This is a genomic window from Candidatus Pelagibacter sp. HIMB1493 (assembly GCF_052047995.1).
Taxonomy (GTDB): Bacteria; Pseudomonadota; Alphaproteobacteria; order Pelagibacterales; family Pelagibacteraceae; genus Pelagibacter.
On sequence record NZ_JBNAIP010000001.1, the window covers coordinates 330,230 to 355,885 of the forward strand.

The 25,656-nt window shown below is 30.2% G+C and carries 24 protein-coding genes; 12 read left to right on the top strand and 12 right to left on the bottom strand.

All coding sequences use genetic code 11. The features are described 5' to 3' along the window. Positions 1-41: 41 nt before the first annotated feature. Positions 42-1,118 (top strand): hypothetical protein, encoded by a 1,077-nt coding sequence (locus ACTTBK_RS01680; protein WP_440618308.1) that lies wholly within the window; start codon positions 42-44, stop codon positions 1,116-1,118. On the opposite strand, the gene ACTTBK_RS01685 is transcribed toward ACTTBK_RS01680, so the two are convergent. Continuing rightward, on the bottom strand, positions 1,115-2,569 hold the full coding sequence (locus ACTTBK_RS01685) for a phosphomannomutase/phosphoglucomutase (protein WP_440618309.1): 1,455 nt from the start codon (positions 2,567-2,569) through the stop codon (positions 1,115-1,117). The genes ACTTBK_RS01680 and ACTTBK_RS01685 overlap by 4 nt on opposite strands. Positions 2,570-2,748: 179 nt before the next feature. On the opposite strand from ACTTBK_RS01685, the gene ACTTBK_RS01690 reads away from it, so the two are divergent. Together ACTTBK_RS01690 and ACTTBK_RS01695 are read left to right on the top strand one after the other, a co-directional pair. After that, a complete protein-coding gene (locus ACTTBK_RS01690; RefSeq protein WP_440618310.1) occupies positions 2,749-4,686 on the top strand; it encodes a ribonucleoside-diphosphate reductase subunit alpha in 1,938 nt (645 codons plus the stop codon). Then, a complete protein-coding gene (locus ACTTBK_RS01695; protein WP_440614253.1) occupies positions 4,677-5,690 on the top strand; it encodes a ribonucleotide-diphosphate reductase subunit beta in 1,014 nt (337 codons plus the stop codon). The genes ACTTBK_RS01690 and ACTTBK_RS01695 overlap by 10 nt, the downstream gene beginning before the upstream one ends. A gap of 14 nt (positions 5,691-5,704) precedes the next feature. Here the strand turns inward: ACTTBK_RS01695 and ACTTBK_RS01700 are convergent, their stop codons facing one another. Genes ACTTBK_RS01700 through ACTTBK_RS01715 form a run of 4 tightly spaced genes read right to left on the bottom strand, consistent with a single transcriptional unit; the run spans position 5,705 to position 9,946 of the window. Beyond that, positions 5,705-6,829: a bifunctional 2-methylcitrate synthase/citrate synthase gene (locus tag ACTTBK_RS01700; protein ID WP_440618311.1), complete on the bottom strand. Its 1,125-nt coding sequence runs from the start codon at positions 6,827-6,829 to the stop codon at positions 5,705-5,707. Beyond that, positions 6,829-7,725, bottom strand: a complete 897-nt coding sequence (gene prpB / locus ACTTBK_RS01705) for a methylisocitrate lyase (RefSeq protein WP_440618312.1) — start codon at positions 7,723-7,725, stop codon at positions 6,829-6,831. The genes ACTTBK_RS01700 and prpB overlap by 1 nt, the downstream gene beginning before the upstream one ends. Next, positions 7,725-9,227 carry an MmgE/PrpD family protein gene (locus ACTTBK_RS01710; protein ID WP_440618313.1) on the bottom strand — a complete coding sequence of 501 codons (1,503 nt, stop codon included), beginning with the start codon at positions 9,225-9,227 and terminating at the stop codon, positions 7,725-7,727. Before ACTTBK_RS01710 ends, prpB begins: the two co-directional genes overlap by 1 nt. A gap of 53 nt (positions 9,228-9,280) precedes the next feature. Next, positions 9,281-9,946, bottom strand: coding sequence for an HAD family hydrolase (locus tag ACTTBK_RS01715; protein ID WP_440618314.1), 666 nt, complete (start codon positions 9,944-9,946; stop codon positions 9,281-9,283). Positions 9,947-10,015: 69 nt separating this feature from the next. Here ACTTBK_RS01715 and ACTTBK_RS01720 point away from each other — a divergent pair, with 69 nt between their 5' ends. Genes ACTTBK_RS01720 through rpsD form a run of 9 tightly spaced genes read left to right on the top strand, consistent with a single transcriptional unit; the run spans position 10,016 to position 19,891 of the window. After that, entirely contained in the window at positions 10,016-10,639 is a 624-nt protein-coding gene (locus ACTTBK_RS01720) for a DapH/DapD/GlmU-related protein (RefSeq protein ID WP_440618315.1), read from the top strand. Positions 10,640-10,642: 3 nt separating this feature from the next. Beyond that, on the top strand, positions 10,643-12,463 hold the full coding sequence (glmS, locus tag ACTTBK_RS01725; protein ID WP_440618316.1) for a glutamine--fructose-6-phosphate transaminase (isomerizing): 1,821 nt from the start codon (positions 10,643-10,645) through the stop codon (positions 12,461-12,463). Between the two features lie 35 nt (positions 12,464-12,498). Continuing rightward, positions 12,499-13,878 (top strand): class II 3-deoxy-7-phosphoheptulonate synthase, encoded by a 1,380-nt coding sequence (locus ACTTBK_RS01730; RefSeq protein WP_440618317.1) that lies wholly within the window; start codon positions 12,499-12,501, stop codon positions 13,876-13,878. A 39-nt stretch (positions 13,879-13,917) separates the two neighbouring features. Continuing rightward, positions 13,918-14,655 carry an NAD(+) synthase gene (gene nadE / locus ACTTBK_RS01735; RefSeq protein WP_440618318.1) on the top strand — a complete coding sequence of 246 codons (738 nt, stop codon included), beginning with the start codon at positions 13,918-13,920 and terminating at the stop codon, positions 14,653-14,655. A gap of 45 nt (positions 14,656-14,700) precedes the next feature. Then, positions 14,701-16,056: a cysteine--tRNA ligase gene (cysS, locus tag ACTTBK_RS01740; RefSeq protein ID WP_440618319.1), complete on the top strand. Its 1,356-nt coding sequence runs from the start codon at positions 14,701-14,703 to the stop codon at positions 16,054-16,056. Beyond that, positions 16,053-17,654, top strand: a complete 1,602-nt coding sequence (cimA, locus tag ACTTBK_RS01745; protein ID WP_440618320.1) for a citramalate synthase — start codon at positions 16,053-16,055, stop codon at positions 17,652-17,654. Before cysS ends, cimA begins: the two co-directional genes overlap by 4 nt. Before the next feature lie 2 nt (positions 17,655-17,656). Then, the gene (locus tag ACTTBK_RS01750; protein ID WP_440618321.1) at positions 17,657-18,520 is read left to right on the top strand and encodes an urea carboxylase-associated family protein; all 864 of its coding nucleotides are present in this window, start codon (positions 17,657-17,659) and stop codon (positions 18,518-18,520) included. Further along, the gene (locus ACTTBK_RS01755; protein WP_440618322.1) at positions 18,520-19,233 is read left to right on the top strand and encodes an RNA methyltransferase; all 714 of its coding nucleotides are present in this window, start codon (positions 18,520-18,522) and stop codon (positions 19,231-19,233) included. Before ACTTBK_RS01750 ends, ACTTBK_RS01755 begins: the two co-directional genes overlap by 1 nt. A 40-nt stretch (positions 19,234-19,273) precedes the next feature. Further along, the gene (gene rpsD / locus ACTTBK_RS01760) at positions 19,274-19,891 is read left to right on the top strand and encodes a 30S ribosomal protein S4 (RefSeq protein ID WP_075506111.1); all 618 of its coding nucleotides are present in this window, start codon (positions 19,274-19,276) and stop codon (positions 19,889-19,891) included. Between the two features lie 9 nt (positions 19,892-19,900). Here rpsD and grxD read toward each other — a convergent pair whose 3' ends face one another. From grxD to purB, 7 genes are read right to left on the bottom strand one after another with little or no spacing between them, the layout of a single operon-like run. After that, positions 19,901-20,233 carry a Grx4 family monothiol glutaredoxin gene (gene grxD, locus ACTTBK_RS01765; protein ID WP_440618323.1) on the bottom strand — a complete coding sequence of 111 codons (333 nt, stop codon included), beginning with the start codon at positions 20,231-20,233 and terminating at the stop codon, positions 19,901-19,903. Next, positions 20,233-20,463 (bottom strand): BolA/IbaG family iron-sulfur metabolism protein, encoded by a 231-nt coding sequence (locus tag ACTTBK_RS01770; protein ID WP_262589071.1) that lies wholly within the window; start codon positions 20,461-20,463, stop codon positions 20,233-20,235. Before ACTTBK_RS01770 ends, grxD begins: the two co-directional genes overlap by 1 nt. Further along, positions 20,463-22,655, bottom strand: a complete 2,193-nt coding sequence (purL, locus tag ACTTBK_RS01775; protein WP_440618324.1) for a phosphoribosylformylglycinamidine synthase subunit PurL — start codon at positions 22,653-22,655, stop codon at positions 20,463-20,465. The genes ACTTBK_RS01770 and purL overlap by 1 nt, the downstream gene beginning before the upstream one ends. Next, positions 22,652-23,335 carry a phosphoribosylformylglycinamidine synthase I gene (purQ, locus tag ACTTBK_RS01780; RefSeq protein WP_440618325.1) on the bottom strand — a complete coding sequence of 228 codons (684 nt, stop codon included), beginning with the start codon at positions 23,333-23,335 and terminating at the stop codon, positions 22,652-22,654. The genes purL and purQ overlap by 4 nt, the downstream gene beginning before the upstream one ends. A gap of 3 nt (positions 23,336-23,338) precedes the next feature. After that, entirely contained in the window at positions 23,339-23,581 is a 243-nt protein-coding gene (purS, locus tag ACTTBK_RS01785; protein WP_262589074.1) for a phosphoribosylformylglycinamidine synthase subunit PurS, read from the bottom strand. Next, positions 23,578-24,363 (bottom strand): phosphoribosylaminoimidazolesuccinocarboxamide synthase, encoded by a 786-nt coding sequence (purC, locus tag ACTTBK_RS01790; protein ID WP_440618326.1) that lies wholly within the window; start codon positions 24,361-24,363, stop codon positions 23,578-23,580. Before purC ends, purS begins: the two co-directional genes overlap by 4 nt. Beyond that, on the bottom strand, positions 24,363-25,655 hold the full coding sequence (gene purB, locus ACTTBK_RS01795; protein WP_440618327.1) for an adenylosuccinate lyase: 1,293 nt from the start codon (positions 25,653-25,655) through the stop codon (positions 24,363-24,365). The genes purC and purB overlap by 1 nt, the downstream gene beginning before the upstream one ends. Position 25,656 lies beyond the last annotated feature (1 nt).

A 25,656-nucleotide genomic window follows, 5' to 3' on the forward strand; every position in this document is an offset into this window, starting at 1 on the left:
TATACTGTTTTTTATTATTATTCTAATTGATATTTTTAAAAATGGTTTCAATAAAAGACATTAATAAAAATATTAAAAAAAATTTATTTGATCCAATAGACAAAACTAAAAATAAGATTTCTTCACTTTTAAAAGATTTTAAAAGAAACCAAGTCAAAAAAGATTTAGCATTACAAAAAAAGTTAGAGAAAGAAAAGAAAAGAGAATTAATTTTAAAAAAAAAACTAGCAAAAAAAGCTAAACAAGATGAGCTCAAAGAAGAAAGAAAGAAAATCCTTTTTCAAAAAAAATTAATCATTGAAAACGAAAAGCAAGAAAAAAGGAATGAAGAAAAAAGACAAAAAATAGAAGCTCAAAGAATTAAAATAGAACAGAAAAAAATTAAAGACGAAGAAACAAGAAAACTTAGAGAGGAAGCAAGAAAGCTTAAAGAAGAAGAATTAAGACTTAAAATGTTAGAAAGACAAAGAATTAGAGAAGAAAATATTAAAATTAAAGAAGAAGAATTAAAAAATAAAGAAATTGAAGCTCAAAAGAGAAGAGAAGAAAAAGAAAAAGAAAGACAGGAAAAAATAAGATTAAAAGAAATTGAAAGAAAAAATAGACTCGAAGAAGAACAAAGATTAAGAGAGGCAGCTAGGAAGCTGAAATATGAGCAACAAAAACTTAAAGAAATGGAAGAAAGATTAAGAGATCTAGAAACTGAAAGACAACAGGAAATTCAAAGGCAGATTTTAAAAGAGGAGGCCGAGCAAAGAGCCAAGGAAGAGGAATTAAGAATCAAAGAAAAAGAACTCAAAGAAGCTGAACGTGAGAGAATAAATAAAGAAAATGAAAGGCGTCAAAGAGAAAGAGAATTGAAAATAGAGGAGGAAAGACAAAAAAGAATTGAAGAAGAAAACGAAAGAATTCGATTAGCTGAAATTGCTCAAAAAGAGAGAGAAGAAGAGGAAAATAGGCGAATGAAGGAATGGGAGAAAAAATTTGATGAGGAACAAAGACTAAAAGAAGAAGAGCTTGTAAAAAAATTTTACAGCGATGAAGTTTCTGAGCAAGCTATTAATCAGAACGATGAAAATCTAGAAACTAAAACTAATGAGGATAATTTAAAAAATTAAATTTTCTGATCGTATTCACCAACTTTACTAGTTTTTTGTAACAAATCGTCAATAAAATCAAAGATTTTTTTCTTTCTTTCATCTGATGTTGGGCTTTCGGTAACAATAACCAAAGAAGGCTTGTTTGAAGATGCCCTTATAAGTCCCCACGAACCATCTTCGAATGAAAACCTAACTCCATTAACAGTTAAAATATCATTAATAACTTGGCCATCTATTTCAGTTTCGTTTTCTTTTAAATTTTTAATTTGTTTAACCAAATCTTCAACTACCTGATATTTTTCTTCATCTTTACAGAATGGAGCCATCGTAGGTGTTTGGAAAGTATTTGGTAATTCATTAATTATTTCACTCATTTTTTTATTTTCATTATCTAATAAATGACAGACATGAATAGCTGAATTTATTCCATCGTCGTAACCATATCCCAAAGGTTGATTAAAAAAGAAATGACCACTTTTTTCAAAGCCTGCTAATGCTTTTTCAGTGTTAACTTTACGTTTAATATGAGAATGACCTGTTTTCCAATAAATTGTTTCACAATTGTTTTCTAATAAAATTTTATCTTTTGCGTACAAACCTGTTGATTTTACATCTACAACAAATTTAGAATTTTTGTGTTTAGTAGATAAGTTTCTTGCTATTAGTAAACCGATTTTATCAGAGAATATTTCGTTACCTTCATTGTCAATAACACCAACTCGATCTCCATCACCATCAAAACCGAAACCTATATCAGCATTATTTTCTTTAACCGCTTTAGCAATTTCATGAAGCATTTCTAAATCTTCCGGATTAGGATTATATTTTGGAAAATTCCAGTCTAAGTTACAATCTAACTCGATTACTTCACACCCAATACCTCTTAAGATATCTGGTGCAAAAACACCTGCAGTTCCATTGCCACAAGCAACTACAGCTTTAATTTTTTTATTTATTTTGTTTTTATTAATTAGGTCATTTTTATAAATTTTATCGAAATCTTTTATTTCTTTTTCATTTCCATAACCTTTTGAAAACTTTTCACTCAATGTTATTTCTTTTAATTCTCTCATCTCTTCAGGCGCATGAGTTAAGCCTTTTTTGATACCCATTTTTACACCAGTCCAACCATTTTCATTATGGCTTGCTGTAACCATAGCAACTGCATCCGCATCTAAATTAAATTGTGCAAAATAAACCATTGGAGATAATGACAAACCAATATCTTCTATATGACATCCTGTTGACTTTAATCCTTTTTTAAGTGAAGTTTTTATTTCCTCACTGTAAGATCGGTAATCATGTCCAACAATAATTCTAGGATGATCTTTTTTGGTGTAATTTTTTATTTGTGTTCCAAGTCCTTTGCCGAGATTCTCGATTCCTGCTGAGTTTATGTCTTTTTCATACAACCAACGGGCGTCATATTCTCTAAAACCATAAGGATCTATTTTTAAATTTTCACTCATTTATCCACTACTTACTCTTTTTATGTTAATTTCTTTAAAAAAATTTTATTTTTTTATTGATAATCATATTGTCGCGTTCTATAAATGTTCCATTGATTAAACGTTTATTTAGTATACTTAATCAAAGCGCCTACAACATATAGTTGTTTTCGCAAAACTAAAATAATATAATAACAAATATGAACAAGATTCTATCTCAAGCCCTCAAGAAAGCTGTCTCCGAATATAGCCCAGAAGTTAAAGAAGTTTCAAAAGCGAATAAGCCTGATTTATTTTCTTTAAATAATGAAACAGAATTATTTCAAAACGATAAAGGTATAATAATTAAAATTGATCGTTCTAAAGATTCAAATCTTACAGATTTTGGTAAAGCAACTTTAAAAGATAGATACCTTGGTTTAAACGAATCTTATCAAGATTTATTTGCAAGAGTAGCAAGCACTTATGCTGATGATAATTTACATGCGCAAAGAATTTATAATTACATAAGCAATCTTTGGTTTATGCCAGCAACACCAGTTTTATCAAACGGTGGAACTAAAAGAGGTTTACCTATTTCATGTTTTTTAAATGAAGCATCTGATAGCTTAGGTGGAATTTTAGATCTTTGGAGTGAGAATGTTTGGCTTGCTGCGAAGGGTGGAGGAATTGGAAGCTACTGGGGTAACCTAAGATCTATTGGAGAAAAAATTGGCAGAGTTGGAAAAACTTCAGGAATAATTCCTTTTATTAAAGTAATGGACTCTTTAACAATGGCAATTAGCCAAGGCTCATTAAGAAGAGGCTCTGCAGCTTGTTATCTTCCTATCGATCATCCTGAAATAGAAGAGTTTATTGAAATGAGAAGACCAACTGGCGGAGATCCAAATAGAAAAGCATTAAATTTACATCATGGTGTTTTAGTTTCAGATGCTTTCATGAGAGCAGTTGAAACAGATGAGCAGTGGGCGTTAAAAAGTCCAGCAGACGGAACTGTGCAACAAACTATTTCTGCAAGAAATTTATGGATAAGATTATTAACTGCTAGAATTGAAACTGGTGAGCCTTATATAATTTATATAGATACAGTTAACCGACAAATTCCTCAACATCATAAGTTAGCAAATCTTACTGTTAAAACTTCTAACTTATGCAGTGAGATAACTCTTCCTACAGGAATTGATAAAGACGGTAGAGATAGAACAGCGGTGTGCTGTTTATCATCTTTAAATTTAGAAAAATATGAAGAATGGAAAGATGATCCAGATATGATTAGTGATGTAATGAGATTTTTGGATAATGTATTATCTGATTTCATTAACAAAGCTCCTGAACAATTTAAAGACGCTAAATACTCTGCTAAAAGAGAGAGAAGTGTTGGTTTGGGTGTGATGGGTTTCCATTCTTTCTTACAGAAAAATAGAATTCCACTTGAGTCTGTAATGGCAAAATCATGGAATAAAAAAATATTTAAAAACATTCACGAAAAAGTTAATCAAGCTTCTAAAGATTTAGCTGAAGAAAGAGGAGCGTGTCCTGATGCTGCAGAGTATGGTTATCAAGAAAGATTTTCTAATAAAACTGCAATTGCACCAACAGCATCAATTTCTATTATTTGTGGAGGAGCTTCTCCAGGAGTAGAGCCTATTGCAGCAAATAGTTATACTCATAAAACTTTATCTGGTTCATTCAATGTGAGAAACAGATATCTTGAAGAAATACTTGAAAGTCACGGTAAAAATGATGAGGAAACCTGGTCTAGTATTACTACAAACCAGGGCTCAGTTAACCATTTAGACTTTTTAACTGACTTAGAAAAAGATGTATTTAAAACTGCATTTGAACTAAACCAAAGCTGGATAATTGAATTGAGTGGAGATAGAACTCCTTTTATTTCACAAGCTCAATCAGTTAACTTATTTTTACCTGCAGATGTTCATAAAAAAGAATTACATAAAATTCATTTTGATGCGTGGAAGAAAGGTTTAAAGAGCCTTTACTATTGTAGATCAAAATCAATTCAAAGAGCTGAGAATGTTAACGACTCTAAGTCAACAGACATCATGGCTAATGTGTATAAAAATAAATCAACCGAAAATAGTGAACCAGAGTACGAGGAGTGTTTATCATGTCAGTAGCAGAAAAAGTTAAGTCAGAAATTATTCAACCACAAAAAAACAATAATGGATTGCTTGTTGCAAACCCAGTTTACAAACCTTTCAGATATCCATGGTGCTATGATGCATGGCTAACACAACAAAGAATTCACTGGTTACCAGAAGAAGTTCCACTTGGAGATGATGTGAGAGATTGGCAAAAAAATCTTTCAACTTCAGAAAAAAATCTATTAACACAAATTTTTAGATTTTTTACTCAAGCAGATGTCGAAGTTAGCAACTGTTATATAAGACATTACATGAATGTATTTAAACCAACTGAAGTATTAATGATGATGTCTTCTTTTGCTTCAATGGAAACTGTTCACATTGCTGCTTACTCACATTTGTTAGATACAATTGGTATGCCAGAGTCAGAGTATTCAGCATTCATGAAATACAAAGAAATGAAAGATAAATACGATTACATGCAAGGTTTCGATGTTAAATCAAATCATGATATCGCAAAAACAATTGCTGTATTTAGTGCTTTCACAGAAGGTCTTCAGTTGTTTGCAAGTTTTGCAATTTTGTTAAACTTCCCAAGACATAACAAGATGAAAGGAATGGGTCAGATTGTTACTTGGTCGGTGAGAGACGAAACATTGCATTGCAATTCGATGATCAGATTATTTAAAGATTTCATTAAAGAAAATCCTGAAACATGGACACCTCAATTGAAAAAAGAAATTTATGAAGCTTGCAGAACAATTGTTGAGCATGAAGATGCTTTTATTGATTTGGCTTTTCAAATGGGTCCAATGGAAGGTTTGACTGCAGATGATATTAAAAAATATATTCGATTTATTGCAAATAGAAGATTAGATCAATTAGGATTAGAAGCGATCTATGATATTGATAAAAATCCATTAACTTGGTTAGATACAATGTTAAATGCTGTAGAGCACATGAACTTCTTTGAAGGAAGAGCTACAGAATATTCTAAAGCATCAACCCAAGGAACTTGGGCAGAAGCATTTAGTTAATAAATATAATTGTATTATCTGTAATTTAATTCCATTACTTTTCGATGCTTGCTACCTTTATATTTAGCAAGTGGTCGAATAAGTTTGTTGGCAGCGTGTTGTTCCATAATATGTGCTGACCAACCAGTAATCCTAGAAATAACAAATATTGGTGTGAAAAAATCAGTATCAAATCCCATTAAATGGTACATTGGACCAGTAGGGTAGTCCACATTAGGATGGATATTTTTCTTTTTGATCATAACTTTTTCAACAATGTCATAAATTTTTTCAAACTTTTTATCTTTTTTAATTTTAGCAACTTTACTAAAATAATTTCTCATAGTTGGAACTCTAGAATCTCCTGATTTATAAACTCTATGACCAAAGCCCATAACTACTTCTTTATTTTTAAGGGCATTGTTAATCCATTTTAATGCATTTTCTGGTTTTTTAATTCTGTTCATCATGTGCATCACTTCTTCATTGGCACCACCATGTAATGGACCTTTTAAACTAGCAATTGCACCAGTTATCGCCCCATGAATATCAGATAAGCTACTTGTAATTGTTCTAGCAGTAAAAGTTGAAACATTGAAACTGTGTTCAGCGTACAATATTAAAGAAACATCAAATGCTTTAACAATTTCTTTTTGAGGTACTTTCCCAAAACACATGTAGAAAAAGTTTTCTGCAAAAGTTAAATTCTTTTTAGGTTTAATTATTTTTTTACCACTTCTAATTCTGTAAAAAGCAGCAAGAGCTGTAGGTGTTTTTGCAAAAATTCTTAATGCTTTTCGCATATTGGCTTCTGGAGTCGAGTTGGAGGTTTCTTTATCTTCTAATCCCATTACACTAACAGCTGTTCTTGCAACATCCATTGGATGGGATTTTTTTGGCATATGTTTTATAATTTCATATAAATTTTTAGTAAGCTCTCTATTGTTTCTCTCTTCTTTTTCAAACTGTCTTAATTGGATAGTGTTAGGTAGATCTTTGTTTAAGATTAAATAAGCAACTTCTTCAAATCTGCAGTATTCACATAAATCTTGAGCAGCATAACCTCTATATGTCAGAGAATTAATCTCCGGCATAACTTTTGAAACTTCAGTTTCATCTACAACAATTCCAAGCAAACCTTTTTTAATATCATCACTCATTATTCATGTCCTTCTGTACTAAAATTATAAATTTTTTCATCTAAAGAATTATATTTTTCGTATTCTACTAATTCATACAATCTTTTTCTTGTCTGCATCTTATCTATTATATTATTTTGATGTCCATTTGCATAAATGTCTCTTAATCCATCTTCAACGTTTTTCATTGCTAGTCTTTGTGTAGTTACTGGATATATAACAATATTATAGCCAAGGTTTTCTAACTCCTTATAATTAAATAATTTGGATTTACCAAATTCTGTCATATTAGCTAACAAATAACATGAAAGTTCTTTTCTTACTTTTTCGAAATCTTTTTCATCATGCAAAGCTTCAGGAAATATAATTTCTGCACCAGCATCAATATAAGCTTTACATCTATCAATCATTTTATCAATTCCCTCAACACTTTTTGCGTCTGAGCGCGCTATAATTTTAAAATTTTGATCTTTTTTTGCAGCTACACATTCTTTAATTTTTGAAACCATGGCCTCTGTTGAAACAAGTTCTTTATTATCTAGATGCCCGCATCTTTTTCTTTCAATTTGATCTTCCAAATGAACACCAGTTAATCCAAACTCTTCGAAAGTCTCTATAGTTTCTTTACAAGATTTAAATCCTGTATCTATATCAACTATTGTTGGAAGATTTGTTACCCTAGATATTAAATAAGATCTGGTACTCACATCTTGAAGTGTTGTTAAACCAATATCAGGAAAACCAAGATCATTAGCCATAACACCTCCTGATACGTAAACTGCATCATAACCAATTTCCTCAATCAATTTAGCTGTTAGAGGATTGTAAGCTCCAGGAACTCTCAGAATTTTATTAGATTTAAGTTTTTGGTCAAAATCTATTCTTTTTTGGCTTGGTTCTTTTTCAACAAAGTGCATTAAAAAATTCCTTTTTTCAAATTTCTTTTCAACTTACTTTTTTTAATCTCAATATTTAGTTTATCTAATTGACCAGCTTTTAAGTTTTTTAAATTTTGAACATTTCTTAAAAAACGATCACTCTCTTTTTTATCTAAAATACCATCTGTTAGAGTTAAAAATTTATTAATATAATTTTCTCTTTTAAATGGTCTTGTTCCATATGGATGAGCATCAGCTCTATCTAGTTCTTCAGTTACTTTTTTCCCACTGTTCAATGTAACAACAACTTTTGCTCCAAAAGATTTCTTTTTTGGATCTGGATCATGATATTTTTTTGTCCATTTTTTATCTTCATAGGTTGTTATTGAATTCCATATCTTAATAGTACTTTTTCTATTAGCTCTTGATTTTGTATAAGATTTTACATGATGCCAATCACCATCTTCTAGAGCGACTGCAAAAATATACATAATAGAGTGATCCAATGTTTCTCTACTTGCATTTGGATCCATTTTTTGTGGATCATTTGCACCTGTTCCAATTACATAATGTGTATGATGACTTGTATAAATATCTATTTTTTTGATTTGATTTAAATTTGGTATTTTAGTTTTTAATTTCTTTGCAAGATCTATTAAAGCCTGAGATTGATACTCTGCAGAATATTCTTTTGTATAAGTTTCTAATATAGCTTTTTTACTTTCTCCTTTTTTAGGTAATGGAACTTTATATTTTGCTTTTTTTCCATCAAGTATCCTTGCAATTACACTATCTTCACCTTCATAAATTGGACTTGGGGCGCCTTCACCTCTCATAACTCTATCAACAGCTTCAATTGCTAGTTTCCCAGCATGTGCAGGTGCATATGCTTTCCAACTAGATATCTCTCCTTTTCTTGATTGTCTTGTAGAAATAGTTGTGTGGAGTGCTTGCTGAACTGCTTGATAAATTGTTTCAGTGTTTAATTTTAACATTGATCCTAATCCTGCAGCAACACTTGGACCAAGGTGAGCAATATGATCTACTTTATGTTTATGTAAACAAATCCCTTTAACTAAATTTACTTGAACTTCGTATGCTGTAATAATACCTCTTAATAGATCTAAACCACTTTTTTTATTTTGTTGGGCTACACTTAAAAGTGGGGGAATATTATCACCTGGGTGACTGTAATCTGCAGCTAAAAAAGTATCATGAAAATCAAGTTCTCTCACAGCGGTTCCATTTGACCAGGCTGCCCATTCACAATCAAATTTTAGTTTTGAGTTAACTCCAAAAAGAGTTGCCCCATTTTTTCTTGAATGCTTCAAAGCCATCTCTCTTGATGAAATAACAGGCTTTCTATTTAAAGAAGCAATAGCAACTGAAGCATTATCAATAATTCTGTTAATTACCATTTCAACTGCTTCTTTGTTTAGTTTAGCGTTATCACTTGCAATTTCTGCAATTTTCCAGGCAAGTTGTTTTTTCTTTGGTAAATGAATTTTAGATGGAAAAACTTTAACTGTATGTAGTAACAAAATAACTCCTTATAAGTAATTTTGTTTTAATAGCTAAAATAAATTAATCAATATTAAAGATATTCAGATATAATTTTTTCAATTCCAACAAAATCTTTTATCAAGTGATTATGGTAGATTTCATCAGATCTTTTTTCAGTATATCCATATTTTAACAATATCATTGGAATATCTGCTGCTTTCGCAGAGTTTGCATCAGTTTCACTATCTCCAATCATAATTGATTTTTTTAAATCTCCATCCAATATTTCTATCACTGTCGTTAAATGTCTAGGATCAGGCTTACAATAATCAAATGTGTTATATCCCGCTACATATTCAAAATAATCATAAATCCCGATTTTTTTTAAAAGATCAACAGCAAGATGCTCAGTTTTGTTAGTGCAAACAGCCATAGAGATTTTTTCATTTTTACACCAATTTAAAAAATCTTTTACTCCATTTATTAAAGTACTTTTGTTATAAATATTTTTTCCGTAGAAAGACAAAAATTCATCAGTCATTTCGTTTTGAATTTTTTCATCAAACCACTTCCATTGACCATTAGCTTTTGCCATCATAGCTTTTGCACCTTTACCAACTGCATTTTTTAATTCACCTAATGTTTTTGTTGGATAACCAAATTTTTTCATTACATGGTTGTGCGCTGTTATTAAATCAGGCGCTGTATCTATTAAAGTTCCATCTAAATCAAACAATACTGTAAATTTTTGTTTCATATTAAAAGTATTTTAAAGAAATAATTTGTGAATTAATTAACATATATACTTAATGTAAAGAAAATCCAGATGAAACATGCAAAGCAACAAAATAATCAAAATAAACTTCGAAATAAGTTTTTAAAAGCTGGAGTTAAAATGACAGGTCCTGAAACTGTTTTTTTTTCAAATGATACTAAAATTGGAAAAGGGGTTACTATTGAACCATATGTGGTAATTGGTTCTAAAGTTAAAATAGGAAATAATGTTGTTATTAAATCTTTTTCGCATTTAGAGTCTTGTAAGGTAGAAAGTAAAGTTGAGATAGGTCCTTATGCAAGAATTAGACCCGATACAATTCTTAAAGAAGGTTCAAAAGTAGGTAATTTTGTAGAGATTAAAAAATCAACTGTTGGAAATAAATCAAAAATTAATCATTTATCTTATGTCGGAGATAGCGATATTGGCAAGATGGTAAATGTTGGTGCCGGAACAATTACTTGTAATTATGATGGTGTAAAAAAAAGTAAGACAATAATTAAAGATAAAGTGTTCATAGGATCAAATTCATCTTTAGTAGCTCCTGTAAAAATTGACAAAGAAAGTATTGTTGGTGCAGGGTCTGTAATAACAAAAAATGTTAAAAAAAAATCTCTAGCTCTAACCAGATCTGTACAAGTGGAAATTAAAAATTATAAAAGAAAAACAAAATAAATTATGTGCGGAATTATAGGAATATCTAGTAACAAATCTGTTTCTGCAAATATTATAAATTCTTTAAAAAAACTAGAATATAGAGGTTACGACTCTGCTGGGGTCGCAACTTTATTTGATGGTCAGTTAAATGAAGTTAAATCTGAAGGAAGAGTTGATAATTTAGAGCAAAACTTTGATTTAAAATCTTTAAAAGGAAATATAGGGATAGGCCATGTAAGATGGGCTACTCATGGAATCCCGAATAGTATTAATGCTCACCCACACTCATCAGATAGTGTTTCTGTCGTCCATAATGGAATAATAGAGAACTCAACAATTTTAAAAAAACATTTAATTAATAAGGGTCATGCTTTCAAATCTCAGACTGATACTGAAGTAATAGTTCATTTAATTACAGAAAATTTAAAAACTATGGAACTGGAAGAGGCAATAACCAAAACTTTAAAACAACTTCATGGAAGTTTTGCATTAGGTATAATTTTTAAAGATATTCCAGATTTAATTGTAGGTGCAAGAAGAGGATCACCACTTGCTGTCGGTTATGGTCCTAATGAAAATTACCTAGGGTCAGACTCTTATGCTTTAAAATCCATGACAAATAAAATTACTTATCTTGATGATGGAGAATTTTGTATTGTTAAAAAAGACCAAGTTCATTTTTACAATCAAGAGGGAAAAAAAATTAATAAAAAAATATTAGAATTATCATCTAATGAGTCAAATTATGACAAAGGTGATTTTAAACATTTCATGGCCAAAGAAATAGAGGAGCAACCTGTAACAGTAAAAACTGGAATTAAAGAATATTTAGATAATGTAAATAATGAGATAAACATTTTCAATTTTCCATGGAAAATCAATGAAATTAAATCAGTTACTTTAATTGGTTGTGGTACTGCTTATCATTCTTGTTTAATGGCAAAATATTGGTTTGAAGAATTAACTTCTTTAGATGTTAATATCGATATAGCTTCAGAGTTTAGATATAGAAAAAATCGATTTAAAAAGGAAAGTTTATATATTTTTGTTTCCCAATCAGGTGAGACTGCAGATACTTATGCAGCTTTAGATCTTTGTAATAAAAATAATATGAAAACATGTGCTGTAGTTAATGTAATTGAAAGCTCTATAGCAAGAGATTCAAATTTTGTTTTACCAATTCACTGTGGACCTGAAATTGGAGTTGCATCAACAAAAGCTTTCCTAGGTCAAATACTTGTTTTATATATTTTAGCTTTAAAAATTGGATCTTTGTCAGGTCAAATTGATAAAAAAAATTATCAAGAAAAAATTAAATATCTTAAAAACCTACCAAGCTTAATAGAAAAAACTTTATTAATAGATAATGATATTCAAGCAATCTCTTCAACATTTAATGAAGCTAAAGGATCTATGTTCCTCGGAAGAGGCTTCTCTTTCCCAATAGCTTTGGAAGGGGCATTGAAATTGAAGGAATTATCTTATGTTCATGCGGAGGGTTATCCAGCTGGTGAAATGAAACATGGACCACTTGCTTTGATAGAAGAAGGTATGCCAGTTGTTGTTCTAGCTCCAAGAGACAGTTACTATAAAAAAACAATTTCTAATATGCAGGAAGTTATAGCAAGAGGTGCTAAAGTTCTTTTAATTACAAACAAAAGCAAGGATGAAATTGTTTCAGAGAATATTTGGGAGACTATTGAGGTAGAAAATACAAATGACGATTTATTACCATTCCTTTTAACAATTCCACTTCAAAAGCTTGCTTATTATTCAGCTTTGAAAATGGGTTATGATATAGATAAGCCAAGAAACTTAGCTAAATCCGTCACAGTTGAATAATGTTTAAACTCTGCTAAAACACCCATAGGTTGAATATGAAAAATTGGAAAAAAAATAGTTGGAGAAAATATCCGGTTAAACACATACCGGAATATCCAGATAAAAAAGAACTAAATAAAGTTTTAGATAAAATTGGAACTTTTCCTCCTTTAGTATTTGCTGGAGAGACTAGGCATCTAAAAGATCAATTAGCTGACGTTGTAGATGGAAAAGCATTTTTACTTCAGGGTGGAGATTGTGCAGAGAGTTTTGCTGAATTTAACCCTGATAATTTAAGAGATACATTTAAATTAATTTTGCAAATGTCTTTAGTTTTAACTTATTCAGCTTCTTTACCAGTCGTTAAAGTTGGAAGAATTGCTGGTCAATTTTCAAAACCAAGAAGTTCTCCAGTTGAAAATAAAGATGGTGAAGAGCTTCCTAGTTATTTAGGTGATAACATAAATGGAATGGAATTTACTGAAAAAGCAAGAATTCCTGACCCAAAAAGATTATATAAAGCTTATTCTCAATCAGCATCAACTTTAAACCTTATAAGAGCATTCTCAAAAGGAGGTTTTGCAGATTTGAACAAAGTTCATTTATGGAATTTAGGCTACATTAAAAAAAGTCCAGAAGCTAAAAAATTTAGAGATCTAGAGGATAAAATTGCAGATGCTATAGGTTTTATGAGAGCATGTGGAATTACGTCAGATTTCAACAATAGATTATATACAGTAAATTTTTGGACATCACACGAAGCGTTATTGTTACCATTTGAAGAAGCAATGACTAGAACAGACTCTACTACAGGTGAGAACCATGATACTTCAGCCCATTTTGTTTGGATTGGAGATAGAACAAGACAACTTGATGGAGGTCATGTAGAGTTTTGTAGAGGGATTGAAAACCCTATAGGTATAAAATGTGGACCGACATTAAAACCAGATGATTTAATTAATCTATGTAACAGAATTAATCCAAAAAATGAAAAAGGTAAAATAACTTTAATTTCAAGATTTGGAGCAGATAATGTTTCAAAATTTTTACCAAAATTAATTAGAGCAATCAAAAAAGAAGGATTGAATGTAATTTGGTCTTGTGACCCATGCCATGGGAACACAATTAAAGCTGCAACAGGTTTTAAAACTAGACCATTCAACAGTGTACTAAAAGAAGTTAAAAATGTTTTTGCATGTCACCAAAGTGAAGGAAGTTATGCAGGAGGTCTTCATATTGAGTTAACTGGTCAAGATGTAACCGAATGTATTGGTGGAGCACAAAAAATTTCTGAAGAAGATCTTTCTTCAAGATACCATACTCATTGTGATCCTAGGTTGAATGCTAATCAAGCTTTAGAATTAGCATTTATGATTTCAGATGAGATTAAAAAGAATAGCTCATATTCTAAAAATGCAGATAGAGCGGCATCTTAAGACATTGTAAAATCGTAATAAAAAAATATTTTATAAGCAATGAATGTTACGGAAAAAACAAAGTTTATATCTGATTGGATTAAAAATTATGTAGATAATATGCCCTCAAAGGCTCAGTCTCTTGTTATAGGAATATCTGGAGGTATTGACTCATCTGTTTCTAGCACTTTAAGTGCAATGACTGGTTTGAAAACAATAGTTTTGTCGATGCCAATTAAACAAAAATCACATCAACATGATTTAAGTTTAAAACATCAAGAATGGTTAGTAAAAAATTTTAAAAATGTTGAAGCACATACAATTAATTTAGATGAGTTATTTTTGGCATTTAGTTCAAGTTTATCTAAATTTGACAATGAGCATGGAATGGCAAATTCTAGAGCTAGATTGAGAATGACCACACTTTATCAAGTTGCTGCAGCTAACAAAGGAATAGTAGTTGGAACTGGAAACAAGGTAGAGGACTTTGGAGTTGGATTTTATACAAAATATGGAGATGGAGGAGTAGATATTTCCCCTATAGCAGATTGTAATAAAACTCAGGTTTGGGAAATCGGCAAAGAACTTGGTATTTTAAATGAAATTATTGAAGCAGCACCTACTGATGGTTTGTGGGATGATGGTAGAACTGATGAAGGTCAGCTCGGGTTAAAATATGAAGAACTTGAGGAAGCTATGGATAATCCTAAATCTTCCAATAGAGCAAAATACGAAACCATTAGAAAACAAAATTTGCATAAAATGGAGCCTATTCCAGTATGCAAAATTCCAAATTAATCAAATAGATTCACAAATCTATAATTTAAGTATATTTCTAAAATTATGAGTAATGATATTTTTTTAACAAACAATCTTAGAAACAAAAAAGAAAAATTTGTTCCAATAAATGAACAAAATATAAGAATGTATGTTTGTGGACCAACAGTTTATGATGATCCTCATATTGGTAATGCTAGACCAATAGTTGTTTTTGATATCCTTTATAAAATTTTTAAAAAAAAATATTCAAAAGTTACTTATGTTAGAAATATTACAGATGTAGATGATAAAATTATTAAATCTTCAAAAGAAAATAATATTTCAATTTCAGAGCTAACAAATAAAGTAACTGAAAGTTTTGGTGAAGATTGTAATTATTTAAATTGTGAAACACCAACTCATCAACCTAAAGCAACTGAAAATATTGATTTGATGATTGAAATGGTTTCTGAATTAATCAAAAAAGGTTTTGCTTATGAGAATAACAGCCATGTTTATTTTGAGGTTAAAAAGTTTAATGATTATGGTCAGCTATCAAATAAAAAACTAGAACACTTAATTGCAGGATCAAGGATTGAAATAAGTGAAAATAAAAAAAATTCAGAAGATTTTGTTTTATGGAAGCCATCAGCAAGTGATGAACCTTCTTGGGATTCTCCATGGGGAAAAGGAAGACCTGGATGGCATTTAGAATGTTCAGCAATGTCAAAAAAATTTTTAGGAGATGAGTTTGATGTTCATGGAGGTGGTATTGATTTAATATTCCCCCATCATGAAAATGAAATAGCACAATCAAGATGTGCTAATGATACAAAAGTATTTGCTAATTTTTGGTTGCACAATGCATTTATTACTATGTCCAATGAAAAGATGGCAAAATCTCAAGGTAACATTTTAAAAATAAAAGATTTTAGAAATAAGATAAGTGGCCAGGTTTTAAGATTAGCTTTAATGAGTGCGCATTATAAACAACCATTAGATTGGAATGATAAACTTTTAGAAGATTGTCAAAATACTATAGATAAATGGTACAATGTTTATATAGATAGTAAAAATAATGCAGATATCTCGGATGAAATTCTTCAACCTCTGCATGATGATTTAAACACACCAGGTTACATAGCAAATTTACACAAATTATATGAAAAAGCACTAAAAGGTAATGACAATGATAAAGCTGCATTTGTTTCTGCTTGTCAGTTCGTAGGACTTTTAAACCAAAATAAAGATGAGTGGTTAAGCTTCAAAATGAGCAAAGCTTCTATTTCAGAAAAAGAAATTTTGCAGAAAATTGACGAAAGAAACAAAGCTAGAGAGAACAAAAATTACGAGGAAGCTGACAAAATTAGAAATGAGCTTTTAGACAAAGGTGTTTTAATAGAAGATAAAGATGGTAAAACGACTTGGAAATTTAAATGAGTAAAGAACAACTTTATATTTTTGATACAACATTACGCGATGGTGCACAGACGCAAGGTGTTGATTTTTCTATTGATGATAAGAAGAAAATTTCATCAGCATTAGATATGTTAGGAGTTGATTATGTAGAAGGAGGTTGGCCAGGCGCCAATCCAACAGATACAGAATTTTTTAATAAAGATCATAATTTTAAATCAGCTAAATTAACTGCATTTGGCATGACAAAAAAATCAGAACATAGTGCTGAAAATGATCCAATGTTATCATCATTAATTAATTCAAAAAGCTCAGCAGTTTGTTTATTTGGAAAATCATGGGATTTCCAAGTTAAAGTTGCCTTAGGAATTGCTAATGAACAAAATTTAAACAACATAAGCGAAAGTACCAAGCATATTGTTAAATCAGGTAAAGAATTTATGTTTGATGCAGAGCATTTCTTTGATGGTTATAAATCTAATCCAGAGTATGCATTGTCATGTTTGAAAGCTGCTTATGATAATGGAGCTAGATGGATTGTATTGTGTGATACTAACGGCGGAACACTTCCACATGAAATTTCTAAAATTGTAACTGAAGTAAGCAAACATATTCCAGGAAATAACTTAGGAATACACGCTCATAATGATACTGAAAATGCAGTAGCAAATAGTCTTGCTGCAGTTCAAGCAGGAGCAAGACAGGTTCAAGGAACTATAAATGGATTAGGAGAAAGATGTGGTAATGCAAATTTAATGTCTTTAATACCTTCATTTTTTTTAAAGAAAGATTTTTCAGACAAATTTGAACTTAGTATTAAAAGAGAAAATTTGAAAAATTTAACTCAATGCTCAAGATTGCTAGATGAAATATTAAATAGAAAACCTAATAAACATTTGCCTTATGTTGGTGCCTCAGCTTTCTCACATAAAGGTGGTATGCATGTATCTGCAGTTCAAAAAGACCCTAAAACTTATGAGCATATTAATCCTGGAGAGGTTGGAAATTCTAGAAATATTGTAGTTTCAGATCAATCAGGACAATCAAACATAATGTCTAGATTAAATTCAATTGGAATTAACGTTGAAAAAAGTGACCCAAAAATTAAAAAACTTTTAGATGAAGTTAAAGATAGAGAGTTTATTGGTTATAGTTATGATGGCGCAGATGCATCTTTTGAATTATTAGCTAGAAGACTAATGGGTGAAATACCAAGATATATTTCAATCAATGAATACGATGTTTCTGTAAAGAAAGATAAAACTGGAGAGATTATATCATATGCTAAAGCTCAATTAGAAGTGGATGGTGACAAAATTTTATGTGAAGGGCAAGGAAATGGACCTGTTAATGCTTTAGATAATGCAATTAGAAAGAATGTAAATAAGCTTGCAAAATATTCAGAGTATTTGAAAGATTTAAGGCTTGTTGATTATAAAGTTAGAATTTTAAATACAGGTACAGAAGCAGTTACAAGAGTTAGTATCGAAAGCACAGATGCAAAAGGAGTGAACTGGTTCACAATTGGAGTATCACCCAATATAATTGATGCTTCATTCAAGGCTTTAGTGGATAGTTTAGATTATAAATTATTTAAAGATAAAGCGCCTGGAAGTTTATAAAAATGAAAATTAAAAAATTTTCAGAAAAACCAACAGATATCGATAGTAGAATAGGGGCAAAGCCTATCGTTTGTTATCCAAATACCACTATTGAAGATAAAAATTTAAGTATTTTACATTCAGCAAGAGAGCATTTGGTTAAAAAAGATGAAATAATAATACCTCCAAGAGACGCGAAAACATTTGAGGTTAAATTTGGGGAGTTTTTTAGAATTGAAAGTGTAGATGGCCCACAGGTAGGAGATCTAAATTTATTTAATTTAAATAATCTAGAGGAAAAATTTTATTCAGGAAAAACAAGAGCTTTATATGGAACACATCTTTCTGTTGGAGATAAAATGTTTAGTAGTTTTCCATATTTAAGATCTTTGGCTACAATAACTTGGGATACTTTGGATTGGTATGATTATGATAAAGACGGTGGTTCTGTTCATGATGTAATTGGTACTAGATGTGATCCTTATACTTCTAAACTTTTAAGTGATAATGATTACCACTATTGCTGTCATTCAAATTTAACAAGAGCATTAGTTAAAGAAAAAAATGTTCAATTAGATCATGCAGAAAAAATAGTTCATGATGTATTAAATGTATTTATGCTTACTGGTTTTACTAATGATACTAAACAATACTTTATGAAAGCTAGCCCAGTTAGACCAGGGGATTACCTAGAGTTTTTTGCTGAAACAGATATATTAGGAGCTCTTTCTGCTTGTCCAGGAGGAGATTGTGGATCAGAACACTCTTCTGATGTTGCAAAATGTTATCCTTTAAAAGTTACTATTTGGTCAGTAGATCCTAAATATTTAAACAATATCAAACCTTCTGTTACTTCTAACTACAACAGAAATCATGGCATTGATTAATGTCAGTTAATAATATTTCTTTCATTTTACATAAGCCTCAGCTTTCAGAAAATATTGGAGCTTGCGCAAGAGGAATGAAAAATTTCAATTTTCAGAAATTAATTGTTGTAGATCCTAAACCAATATTTCCTAACGATAAAATTTTAGCAACTTCTGTTGGTGCAAAAAATATTATTAATAAAGCAAAGAGTTATGAAAATTTAGAAAGGTCTTTAAAGGATATTGATATAGTTATCGCAACATCCGCGAGATTTAGAAACAAAAATATAAAGCATATTCAATTAGAAGATTTAAAAAAAATTAATTATAAAAAAAAGATAGCTTTCCTATTTGGACCAGAAGCATCAGGTTTATCTAATAATGAGATTAGTTATGCCAATTATACCCTTCAAATTCCAACAAATCCTGATTTTAAGTCATTAAACCTCTCTCATAGTTTGATAATTATTGCTCAATATGTATCAAGTATTCTTAATTCAAAAGTGACCCCTTTTAATAAATCAAATAAAGTAAAATCTGCCTCTAAAAAAGAGATTGTTGCTATGGTTAATTTATGTATTCAGAATCTTGAAGAGATTAATTTCTTTAAATCAAAAGAGAAGAAGCCAATAATGCTAGAAAACCTAAGAAATATCTTTTACCGGATGGAATTATCATCAAAAGAATCGCGTATTTTATCTAGTGTATTTGCAAGTTTAGGCAAAAAACGTTGATTGACAAAAGTAAGAGTAAGTTTATAAAGCCCACTATTAAATGACAAAAAGATTAAACTCTAAACATAAAGTAGATAGAAGATTAAAGGTTAACCTATGGGGTAGACCAAAAAGTCCTTTTAATACTAGAGCATATGGACCTGGTCAACATGGTCAAACAAAAACATCTAAGCCTTCAGATTATGGTATTCAGCTACAAGCTAAACAAAAACTAAAAGCTTATTATGGAAATATTAATGAAAAACAGTTTAGAAATATTTACAAAAAAGCAGTTATGCTTAAGGGTGATACAGGTGAAAATTTAATCGGTCTTTTAGAGAGAAGACTAGACGCTATTATTTATAGAGCAAAATTTGCAACTACTATTTTTTCAGCCAGACAATTAATCAATCACGGTCATGTTAGAGTAAATGGCAAGAAAGTTAATATTGGAAGTTATTCAGTAAAAGAAGAGGACACAATTGAAATTAGAGATAAATCTAAACAATTAGCAATCATTGATATCGCTCTAGCAAATAAAGAAAGAGAAACACCAGAATACATCCAAATGGATGAGAAAAATAAAAAATTAAAATTTGTAAGAGTTCCTAAATTTGAAGAAGTTCCTTATCCTGTAATAATGGAACCAAATCTTGTAATTGAATATTACTCTAGATAATTTCTAAATTTAATTTTTAAAATTAATACCTTTATCTTCAAGAATTTTTTTAAGTTCTCCGTTTTCGTACATTTCTTTTACGATATCACATCCACCAACAAATTCTTTTTTAATATATAATTGAGGTATTGTTGGCCAATCACTGTAAACTTTAATACCTTCTCTGATGTTTTGATCTTCTAAAACGTTTACTCCTTTGAAATTTACTTCAAGAATTTTTAACATGTTTGAAACAGCCATTGAAAAACCACACTGTGGAGCATCTGGAGTTCCTTTCATAAATAAACAAACATCATTGTTGTCTATATGATTTTGAATTATATTTTTTGTATTATCGTCCATTATTGCTCCTTTGTTTTAATTGCTAGGGCATGTAATTCATTTCCCATACGTCCTTTTAGAGAATTATATACCATTTTATGTTGTTCAATTTTACTTTTTCCTGAAAACTGAGAAGAAGTCACAGTTGCTGAATAATGATTTCCATCACCCGCTAAATCTTGAATTTCTACAACAGCATCAGGCATTGCTTCTTTAATTAAACTCTCAATTTCTTTTAAATCCATTGCCATTAGTTACTCATATAATCTGTAAGCCACTTTGTATTTGAACTTGTTAATTCGTCAATTGTAACTTTTGTCTTATCATCAAAATATAGTTCATTTTCACTGATTGTACCAAGTTCATCAAAATGAACAGCATTTTTATTCAATATATCTGTGACTTTTTTTAAATCTTTTTTACTAACCTCAATAATGTAACGCCCTTGATCTTCACCAAAGAAATATTCCAATTCATTGATTAAATATTTTGGTTTATTTAAATTTATTCCTTTTTTACCTTTGATGCACATTTTAGCTACCGCCGTAATAATTCCACCTAAAGAAACATCATGAGCACTTTTGATTAGATTACTTTCGATAAGTTTCAATAAAGTTTCTCCATTATTTTTTTCATTAAATAAATTTATTTCAGGAGGAGGACCATTTTTTTCATCTAATATATTCCTTGCAAATAAAGTTTGATCTAAATGTCCCTCTGTTTTTCCAATAACTAAAACCACATTATCAATCTCTTTAAAATCCATAGTGATCATTTTATTATAATCCTTTATCAAACCTACACCTCCAATAGCAGGAGTTGGCTTTATACCTTCATCTTTAGTTTGATTGTAAAAAGAAACATTTCCTGAAACCACTGGGAATTTTAAATATTCACTTGCTTCACCAATTCCTTGAACACATTCGACAAACTCACCCATATTCTCTTCATTTTCAGGACTTCCAAAATTTAAACAATTAGTAATAGCTATAGGTTTTGCACCAACAGAAATTAAATTTCTAAAACTTTCACAAACAACTTGTTTGCCACCGGTGAGAGGGTGAGCCCAACAATATACAGCAGAACTGTCGACTGAAGCAGCTACGGCTTTATTTGTTCCATGCACTCTCACAACTCCAGCATCTCCACCTGGTTTTTGAATAGTATCACCCATAACCGTATGATCATACTGCTGCCAAATCCAATCTTTGCTACATATATTTGGGTTTGCTAAAACTTTTTTCAGAACATCTATAATTTTGAAATTTTTTAAATTTTCTTTTTTAATTTTATTCTTTTTAGATAGCTTTGCTTTTTTCCATTTACGATCGTACATAGGTGAATTTTCGACTAATGTATTTACTGGGATGTCTGCTACCTTTTCATTGTTAAAGTAAAGTTGTATTTTTTTTGAATTAGTAGTTTTGCCAATTACTGCAAAATCTAAATTCCATTTATCAAATATTTTTTTTGCTTGTTTTTCTTTTCCATTTTCTAAAACAATCAACATTCTTTCTTGGCTTTCAGAGAGCATAATTTCGTAAGGTGTCATCTTAGTTTCTCTGCAAGGAACTTTATTTAGATTTATTTCAATTCCAAGATTTCCTTTTGATGCCATTTCTATACTTGATGATGTTAATCCAGCAGCTCCCATATCTTGTATAGCTATAATTGAATCTCCAGCCATTAATTCTAAACAAGCTTCCAGTAAAAGTTTTTCAGTAAATGGATCTCCAACTTGAACAGTGGGTTTCTTTTCCTCTATTTTGTCATCAAAACTTGCTGAAGCCATGCTGGCTCCATGTATTCCGTCTCTACCTGTTTTTGAACCAACATAAATAACTGGCTTGTTTAAACCAGCTGCTTTTGAGTAAAAAATCTTATCTTTTTTAACCAAACCCAAGGTCATTGCATTAACCAAGATATTTCCATTGTATGAACTATCAAAACTTGTTTGTCCCGCAACTGTTGGTACACCCATGCAATTTCCATATCCTCCAATTCCATGAACCACACCTCTTAAAAGATTTTTTGTTTTTTTGTGTTGAGGTGAACCAAAATGAATTGAGTTTAAATTTGCAATAGGTCTTGCACCCATTGTAAATACATCCCTCATAATCCCACCAACGCCAGTTGCTGCACCTTGATAAGGCTCAATAAAAGATGGGTGGTTATGGCTTTCAATTTTAAAAACAATGGCATCATCATCTTCAATATCAATAACACCAGCATTTTCTCCAGGACCTTGAATAACTTTTTTTCCTTTCGTTGGAAGTTTTTTTAAATGAAGTCTTGAAGATTTATATGAGCAATGCTCATTCCACATTGCAGAAAAAATACCAAGTTCAGTAATATTTGGTGTTCTTTTTAATAATTCACAAATTTTAGCATATTCATCTTTTTTTAAACCATGATCAATAGCTACTTGTTCGTTTACTATCATTTTAAATTATTTATTAAATTATTAAAAAAAATTGAACCATCTTCTCCTGATAAACAATTATCAATCATTCTTTCAGGATGAGGCATCATACCTAAAACATTTTTTTCTTTATTAAAAATACCAGCAATATTTTTAATTGAACCGTTTGGATTGAATTGTTCTTCTATTTTTCCATTTTCATCGCAATAATTTATTGCAACTTGTTCATTATCTTCAATTTCTTTTAACTGATCTTTGGTACAAAAATAATTTCCTTCATTGTGAGCTATATGAAATTCTAGGACGTCATTCTTAATATTATTAAAATAATTGTTTGTTTTGTTATTAATTTTTACGAATACATTTTTGCAAATAAATTCTAAATATTTGTTTCTTAATAACACACCTGGAACTAGTCCAGTTTCAACTAATATTTGAAATCCATTGCAAATTCCCATTACCATGCCACCAGAGTTAGCAAAATTAATGACTGACTTCATGATTTTTGATTTAGATGCCATACTCCCACATCTTAAATAGTCACCATATGAAAATCCTCCTGGTAATACAATTAAATCACTTTTTGGAAGTTCAGCATCATCATGCCAAACCATTTTATTCTTAAATCCAAATTTTTTTAGAGCGACATCCATATCTCTATCGCAATTGGATCCAGGAAAAGTAATGACAGATGATTTCATTAATTACTTAAGATCAATAATTTTATAGTTTTCAATTACAAGATTGGCTAAAAGTTTTTTGCACATCTCTTCAACTTTATCTTTAGCTTTTTTTGGATCATTTTCTTTTGTATCAATTTCAAAATATTTACCTTGTCTAACTTCATTAACATCATCAAAGCCCATTCCATCTAAAGTTTGATGAATAACTTTACCTTGTGGATCTAATACATCTTTTTTTAAAGTGATTACTACTGAGATTTTCATTTTTTCTTTCTCTTAACAGATGATAATTTTGTTACATTGACGGCACTTACATTTGATTGTTCATGCAAAATACCTAATCTTTTAGCAACTTCTGTGTAGGCTGGAATTAAATCACCTAAATCTTTTCTAAATCTGTCTTTATCAAGTTTTTTATCAGTAATACTGTCCCAAAGTCTGCATGTATCTGGGCTAATTTCATCTGCAAGAATTACTTCTTGCTTCCCATTAGATTTTAACCTTCCAAATTCTAGTTTGAAATCAATCAACTTAATTCCAACTCCTCTGAACATTCCAATCATAAAGTCATTAATTCTCAAAATCATTTTTTTGATTCTATCAATTTCGTTCTTGCTAGCCCAATCGAAAGCTATGATGTGCTCTTCTGCAATTAGAGGGTCACCTAATTTGTCATCTTTTAAGCAGTATTCAATTAATGGTTCTTTTAAAACAGTTCCATCCTCAATACCTAGTCTTTTAGTGATAGATCCTGTTGCAACATTTCTAACAATAAATTCAATTGGAATTATCTCAACTAGTTTTATTATTTGTTCACGCATATTTAATCTTTTCACTAAATGATTTTTAATTCCTATTTGAGATAAATTTGAGAGAATATGTTCAGATATTCTATTGTTTAAAACACCTTTGCCTTCAATTGTAGTTTTCTTTTGATTATTGAATGCCGTTGCATCGTCTTTAAAATATTGAATAACTAAATTTTTATCATTTGTTGCATAAATGATTTTTGCTTTACCTTCGTATAGTTTTTTTCCCTTTTTCATTATTTAAAAACTCTTCTAAAGATCAAATTCACATTTTTAAAGTGTTTTGCGTAACTAAAAATTGATTTAAGTCTTTTTGTTGTAATTTTGCTCATAATAAACTTATCATCAGATATCACATCAAATAAGTTTAGGTTTTCCGCAAAACATTTTTTTGCATACGATTGAACCATTCTGTAAGATTTTTCTCTACTTAAACCAGATTTAGTTAACTCTAGCATAACTTCTTGAGAGAAAATTAGCCCTTTTGTTATATTTAAGTTTTCTAACATTTTATTTGGATAAACAATCATATTGTCCAAGATATTTGTTAATCTAACCAATGCAAAGTCTGTTGTAATATTTGCATCAGGACCAATGTTTCTTTCAACACTTGAATGTGAAATATCTCTTTCATGCCATAGTGCTATATTTTCTAAAGCAGGTATCACAGCACTCCTAACCATCCTTGCTAAACCAGTTAGGTTTTCACTTAAAATTGGATTTTTCTTGTGAGGCATTGCAGATGATCCTTTTTGTTTTTTTGAAAAATACTCTTGCAATTCATAAACTTCTGTTCTTTGTAAATGCCTTATCTCAATTGCAACTCTCTCAATTGAACCTGCAATAATACCTAAAACTGAAAAATAAAATGCATGTCGATCTCTTGGAATTACTTGTGTTGAAATGGGTTCAACTTTTAAACCTAATTTTTTTGCAACATGCTTTTCTACATTTGGACTTATATTTGCAAAAGTTCCAACAGCTCCTGATATAGCGCAGGTTGATACCTCATCTATTGCATCTTTAAGTCTTTTTCTGTTTCTTTTAAATTCCTCATAAAAAGAAGCTAATTTTAATCCAAAAGTAACTGGTTCAGCGTGAATTCCATGACTTCTTCCCATACATGGAGTCATTTTATATTTTTTTGCCTGCTTCTTAAGTACTTTTAAAATTTGATCGATATCTTTAAGAATTATTTTTCCAGATTGAACTAATTGAATATTAAAACTGGTATCAAGTACATCTGATGAAGTCATACCTTGATGTAAATATCTTGCTTTAATTCCTGCTTTTTCAGTAACAGAGGTCAGAAAAGCTATAACATCATGTTTAACTTCAGATTCAATTTTATGAATTCTATTTACATTGATAACTGCTTTTTTTCTAACAATTGAAGCTACTCCTCTTGGTATTTGACCAAGTTTTTCCATTGCTTCAGCAGCTGCAACTTCTACATCTAGCCAAATTTTATATTTATTTTCCTCTGACCAAATATCAGTTAATTCTTTTCGAGAGTATCTTTTAATCATT

Excerpts from the sequence above, each read along its gene's own strand:
- purS (WP_262589074.1), bottom strand. The coding sequence starts at position 23,581 with ATGAAAATCTCAGTAGTAATCACTTTAAAAAAAGATGTATTAGATCCA.
- ACTTBK_RS01680 (WP_440618308.1), top strand. The coding sequence starts at position 42 with ATGGTTTCAATAAAAGACATTAATAAAAATATTAAAAAAAATTTATTT.
- ACTTBK_RS01715 (WP_440618314.1), bottom strand. The coding sequence starts at position 9,946 with ATGAAACAAAAATTTACAGTATTGTTTGATTTAGATGGAACTTTAATA.
- ACTTBK_RS01720 (WP_440618315.1), top strand. The coding sequence starts at position 10,016 with ATGAAACATGCAAAGCAACAAAATAATCAAAATAAACTTCGAAATAAG.
- cimA (WP_440618320.1), top strand. The coding sequence starts at position 16,053 with ATGAGTAAAGAACAACTTTATATTTTTGATACAACATTACGCGATGGT.
- purC (WP_440618326.1), bottom strand. The coding sequence starts at position 24,363 with ATGAAAAAGGGAAAAAAACTATACGAAGGTAAAGCAAAAATCATTTAT.
- grxD (WP_440618323.1), bottom strand. The coding sequence starts at position 20,233 with ATGGACGATAATACAAAAAATATAATTCAAAATCATATAGACAACAAT.
- ACTTBK_RS01770 (WP_262589071.1), bottom strand. The coding sequence starts at position 20,463 with ATGGCAATGGATTTAAAAGAAATTGAGAGTTTAATTAAAGAAGCAATG.
- ACTTBK_RS01750 (WP_440618321.1), top strand. The coding sequence starts at position 17,657 with ATGAAAATTAAAAAATTTTCAGAAAAACCAACAGATATCGATAGTAGA.
- ACTTBK_RS01700 (WP_440618311.1), bottom strand. The coding sequence starts at position 6,829 with ATGAGTGATGATATTAAAAAAGGTTTGCTTGGAATTGTTGTAGATGAA.
- ACTTBK_RS01695 (WP_440614253.1), top strand. The coding sequence starts at position 4,677 with ATGTCAGTAGCAGAAAAAGTTAAGTCAGAAATTATTCAACCACAAAAA.
- ACTTBK_RS01690 (WP_440618310.1), top strand. The coding sequence starts at position 2,749 with ATGAACAAGATTCTATCTCAAGCCCTCAAGAAAGCTGTCTCCGAATAT.
- nadE (WP_440618318.1), top strand. The coding sequence starts at position 13,918 with ATGAATGTTACGGAAAAAACAAAGTTTATATCTGATTGGATTAAAAAT.
- cysS (WP_440618319.1), top strand. The coding sequence starts at position 14,701 with ATGAGTAATGATATTTTTTTAACAAACAATCTTAGAAACAAAAAAGAA.
- ACTTBK_RS01685 (WP_440618309.1), bottom strand. The coding sequence starts at position 2,569 with ATGAGTGAAAATTTAAAAATAGATCCTTATGGTTTTAGAGAATATGAC.
- ACTTBK_RS01730 (WP_440618317.1), top strand. The coding sequence starts at position 12,499 with ATGAAAAATTGGAAAAAAAATAGTTGGAGAAAATATCCGGTTAAACAC.
- glmS (WP_440618316.1), top strand. The coding sequence starts at position 10,643 with ATGTGCGGAATTATAGGAATATCTAGTAACAAATCTGTTTCTGCAAAT.
- purL (WP_440618324.1), bottom strand. The coding sequence starts at position 22,655 with ATGATAGTAAACGAACAAGTAGCTATTGATCATGGTTTAAAAAAAGAT.
- ACTTBK_RS01755 (WP_440618322.1), top strand. The coding sequence starts at position 18,520 with ATGTCAGTTAATAATATTTCTTTCATTTTACATAAGCCTCAGCTTTCA.
- purQ (WP_440618325.1), bottom strand. The coding sequence starts at position 23,335 with ATGAAATCATCTGTCATTACTTTTCCTGGATCCAATTGCGATAGAGAT.
- purB (WP_440618327.1), bottom strand. The coding sequence starts at position 25,655 with ATGATTAAAAGATACTCTCGAAAAGAATTAACTGATATTTGGTCAGAG.
- rpsD (WP_075506111.1), top strand. The coding sequence starts at position 19,274 with ATGACAAAAAGATTAAACTCTAAACATAAAGTAGATAGAAGATTAAAG.
- prpB (WP_440618312.1), bottom strand. The coding sequence starts at position 7,725 with ATGCACTTTGTTGAAAAAGAACCAAGCCAAAAAAGAATAGATTTTGAC.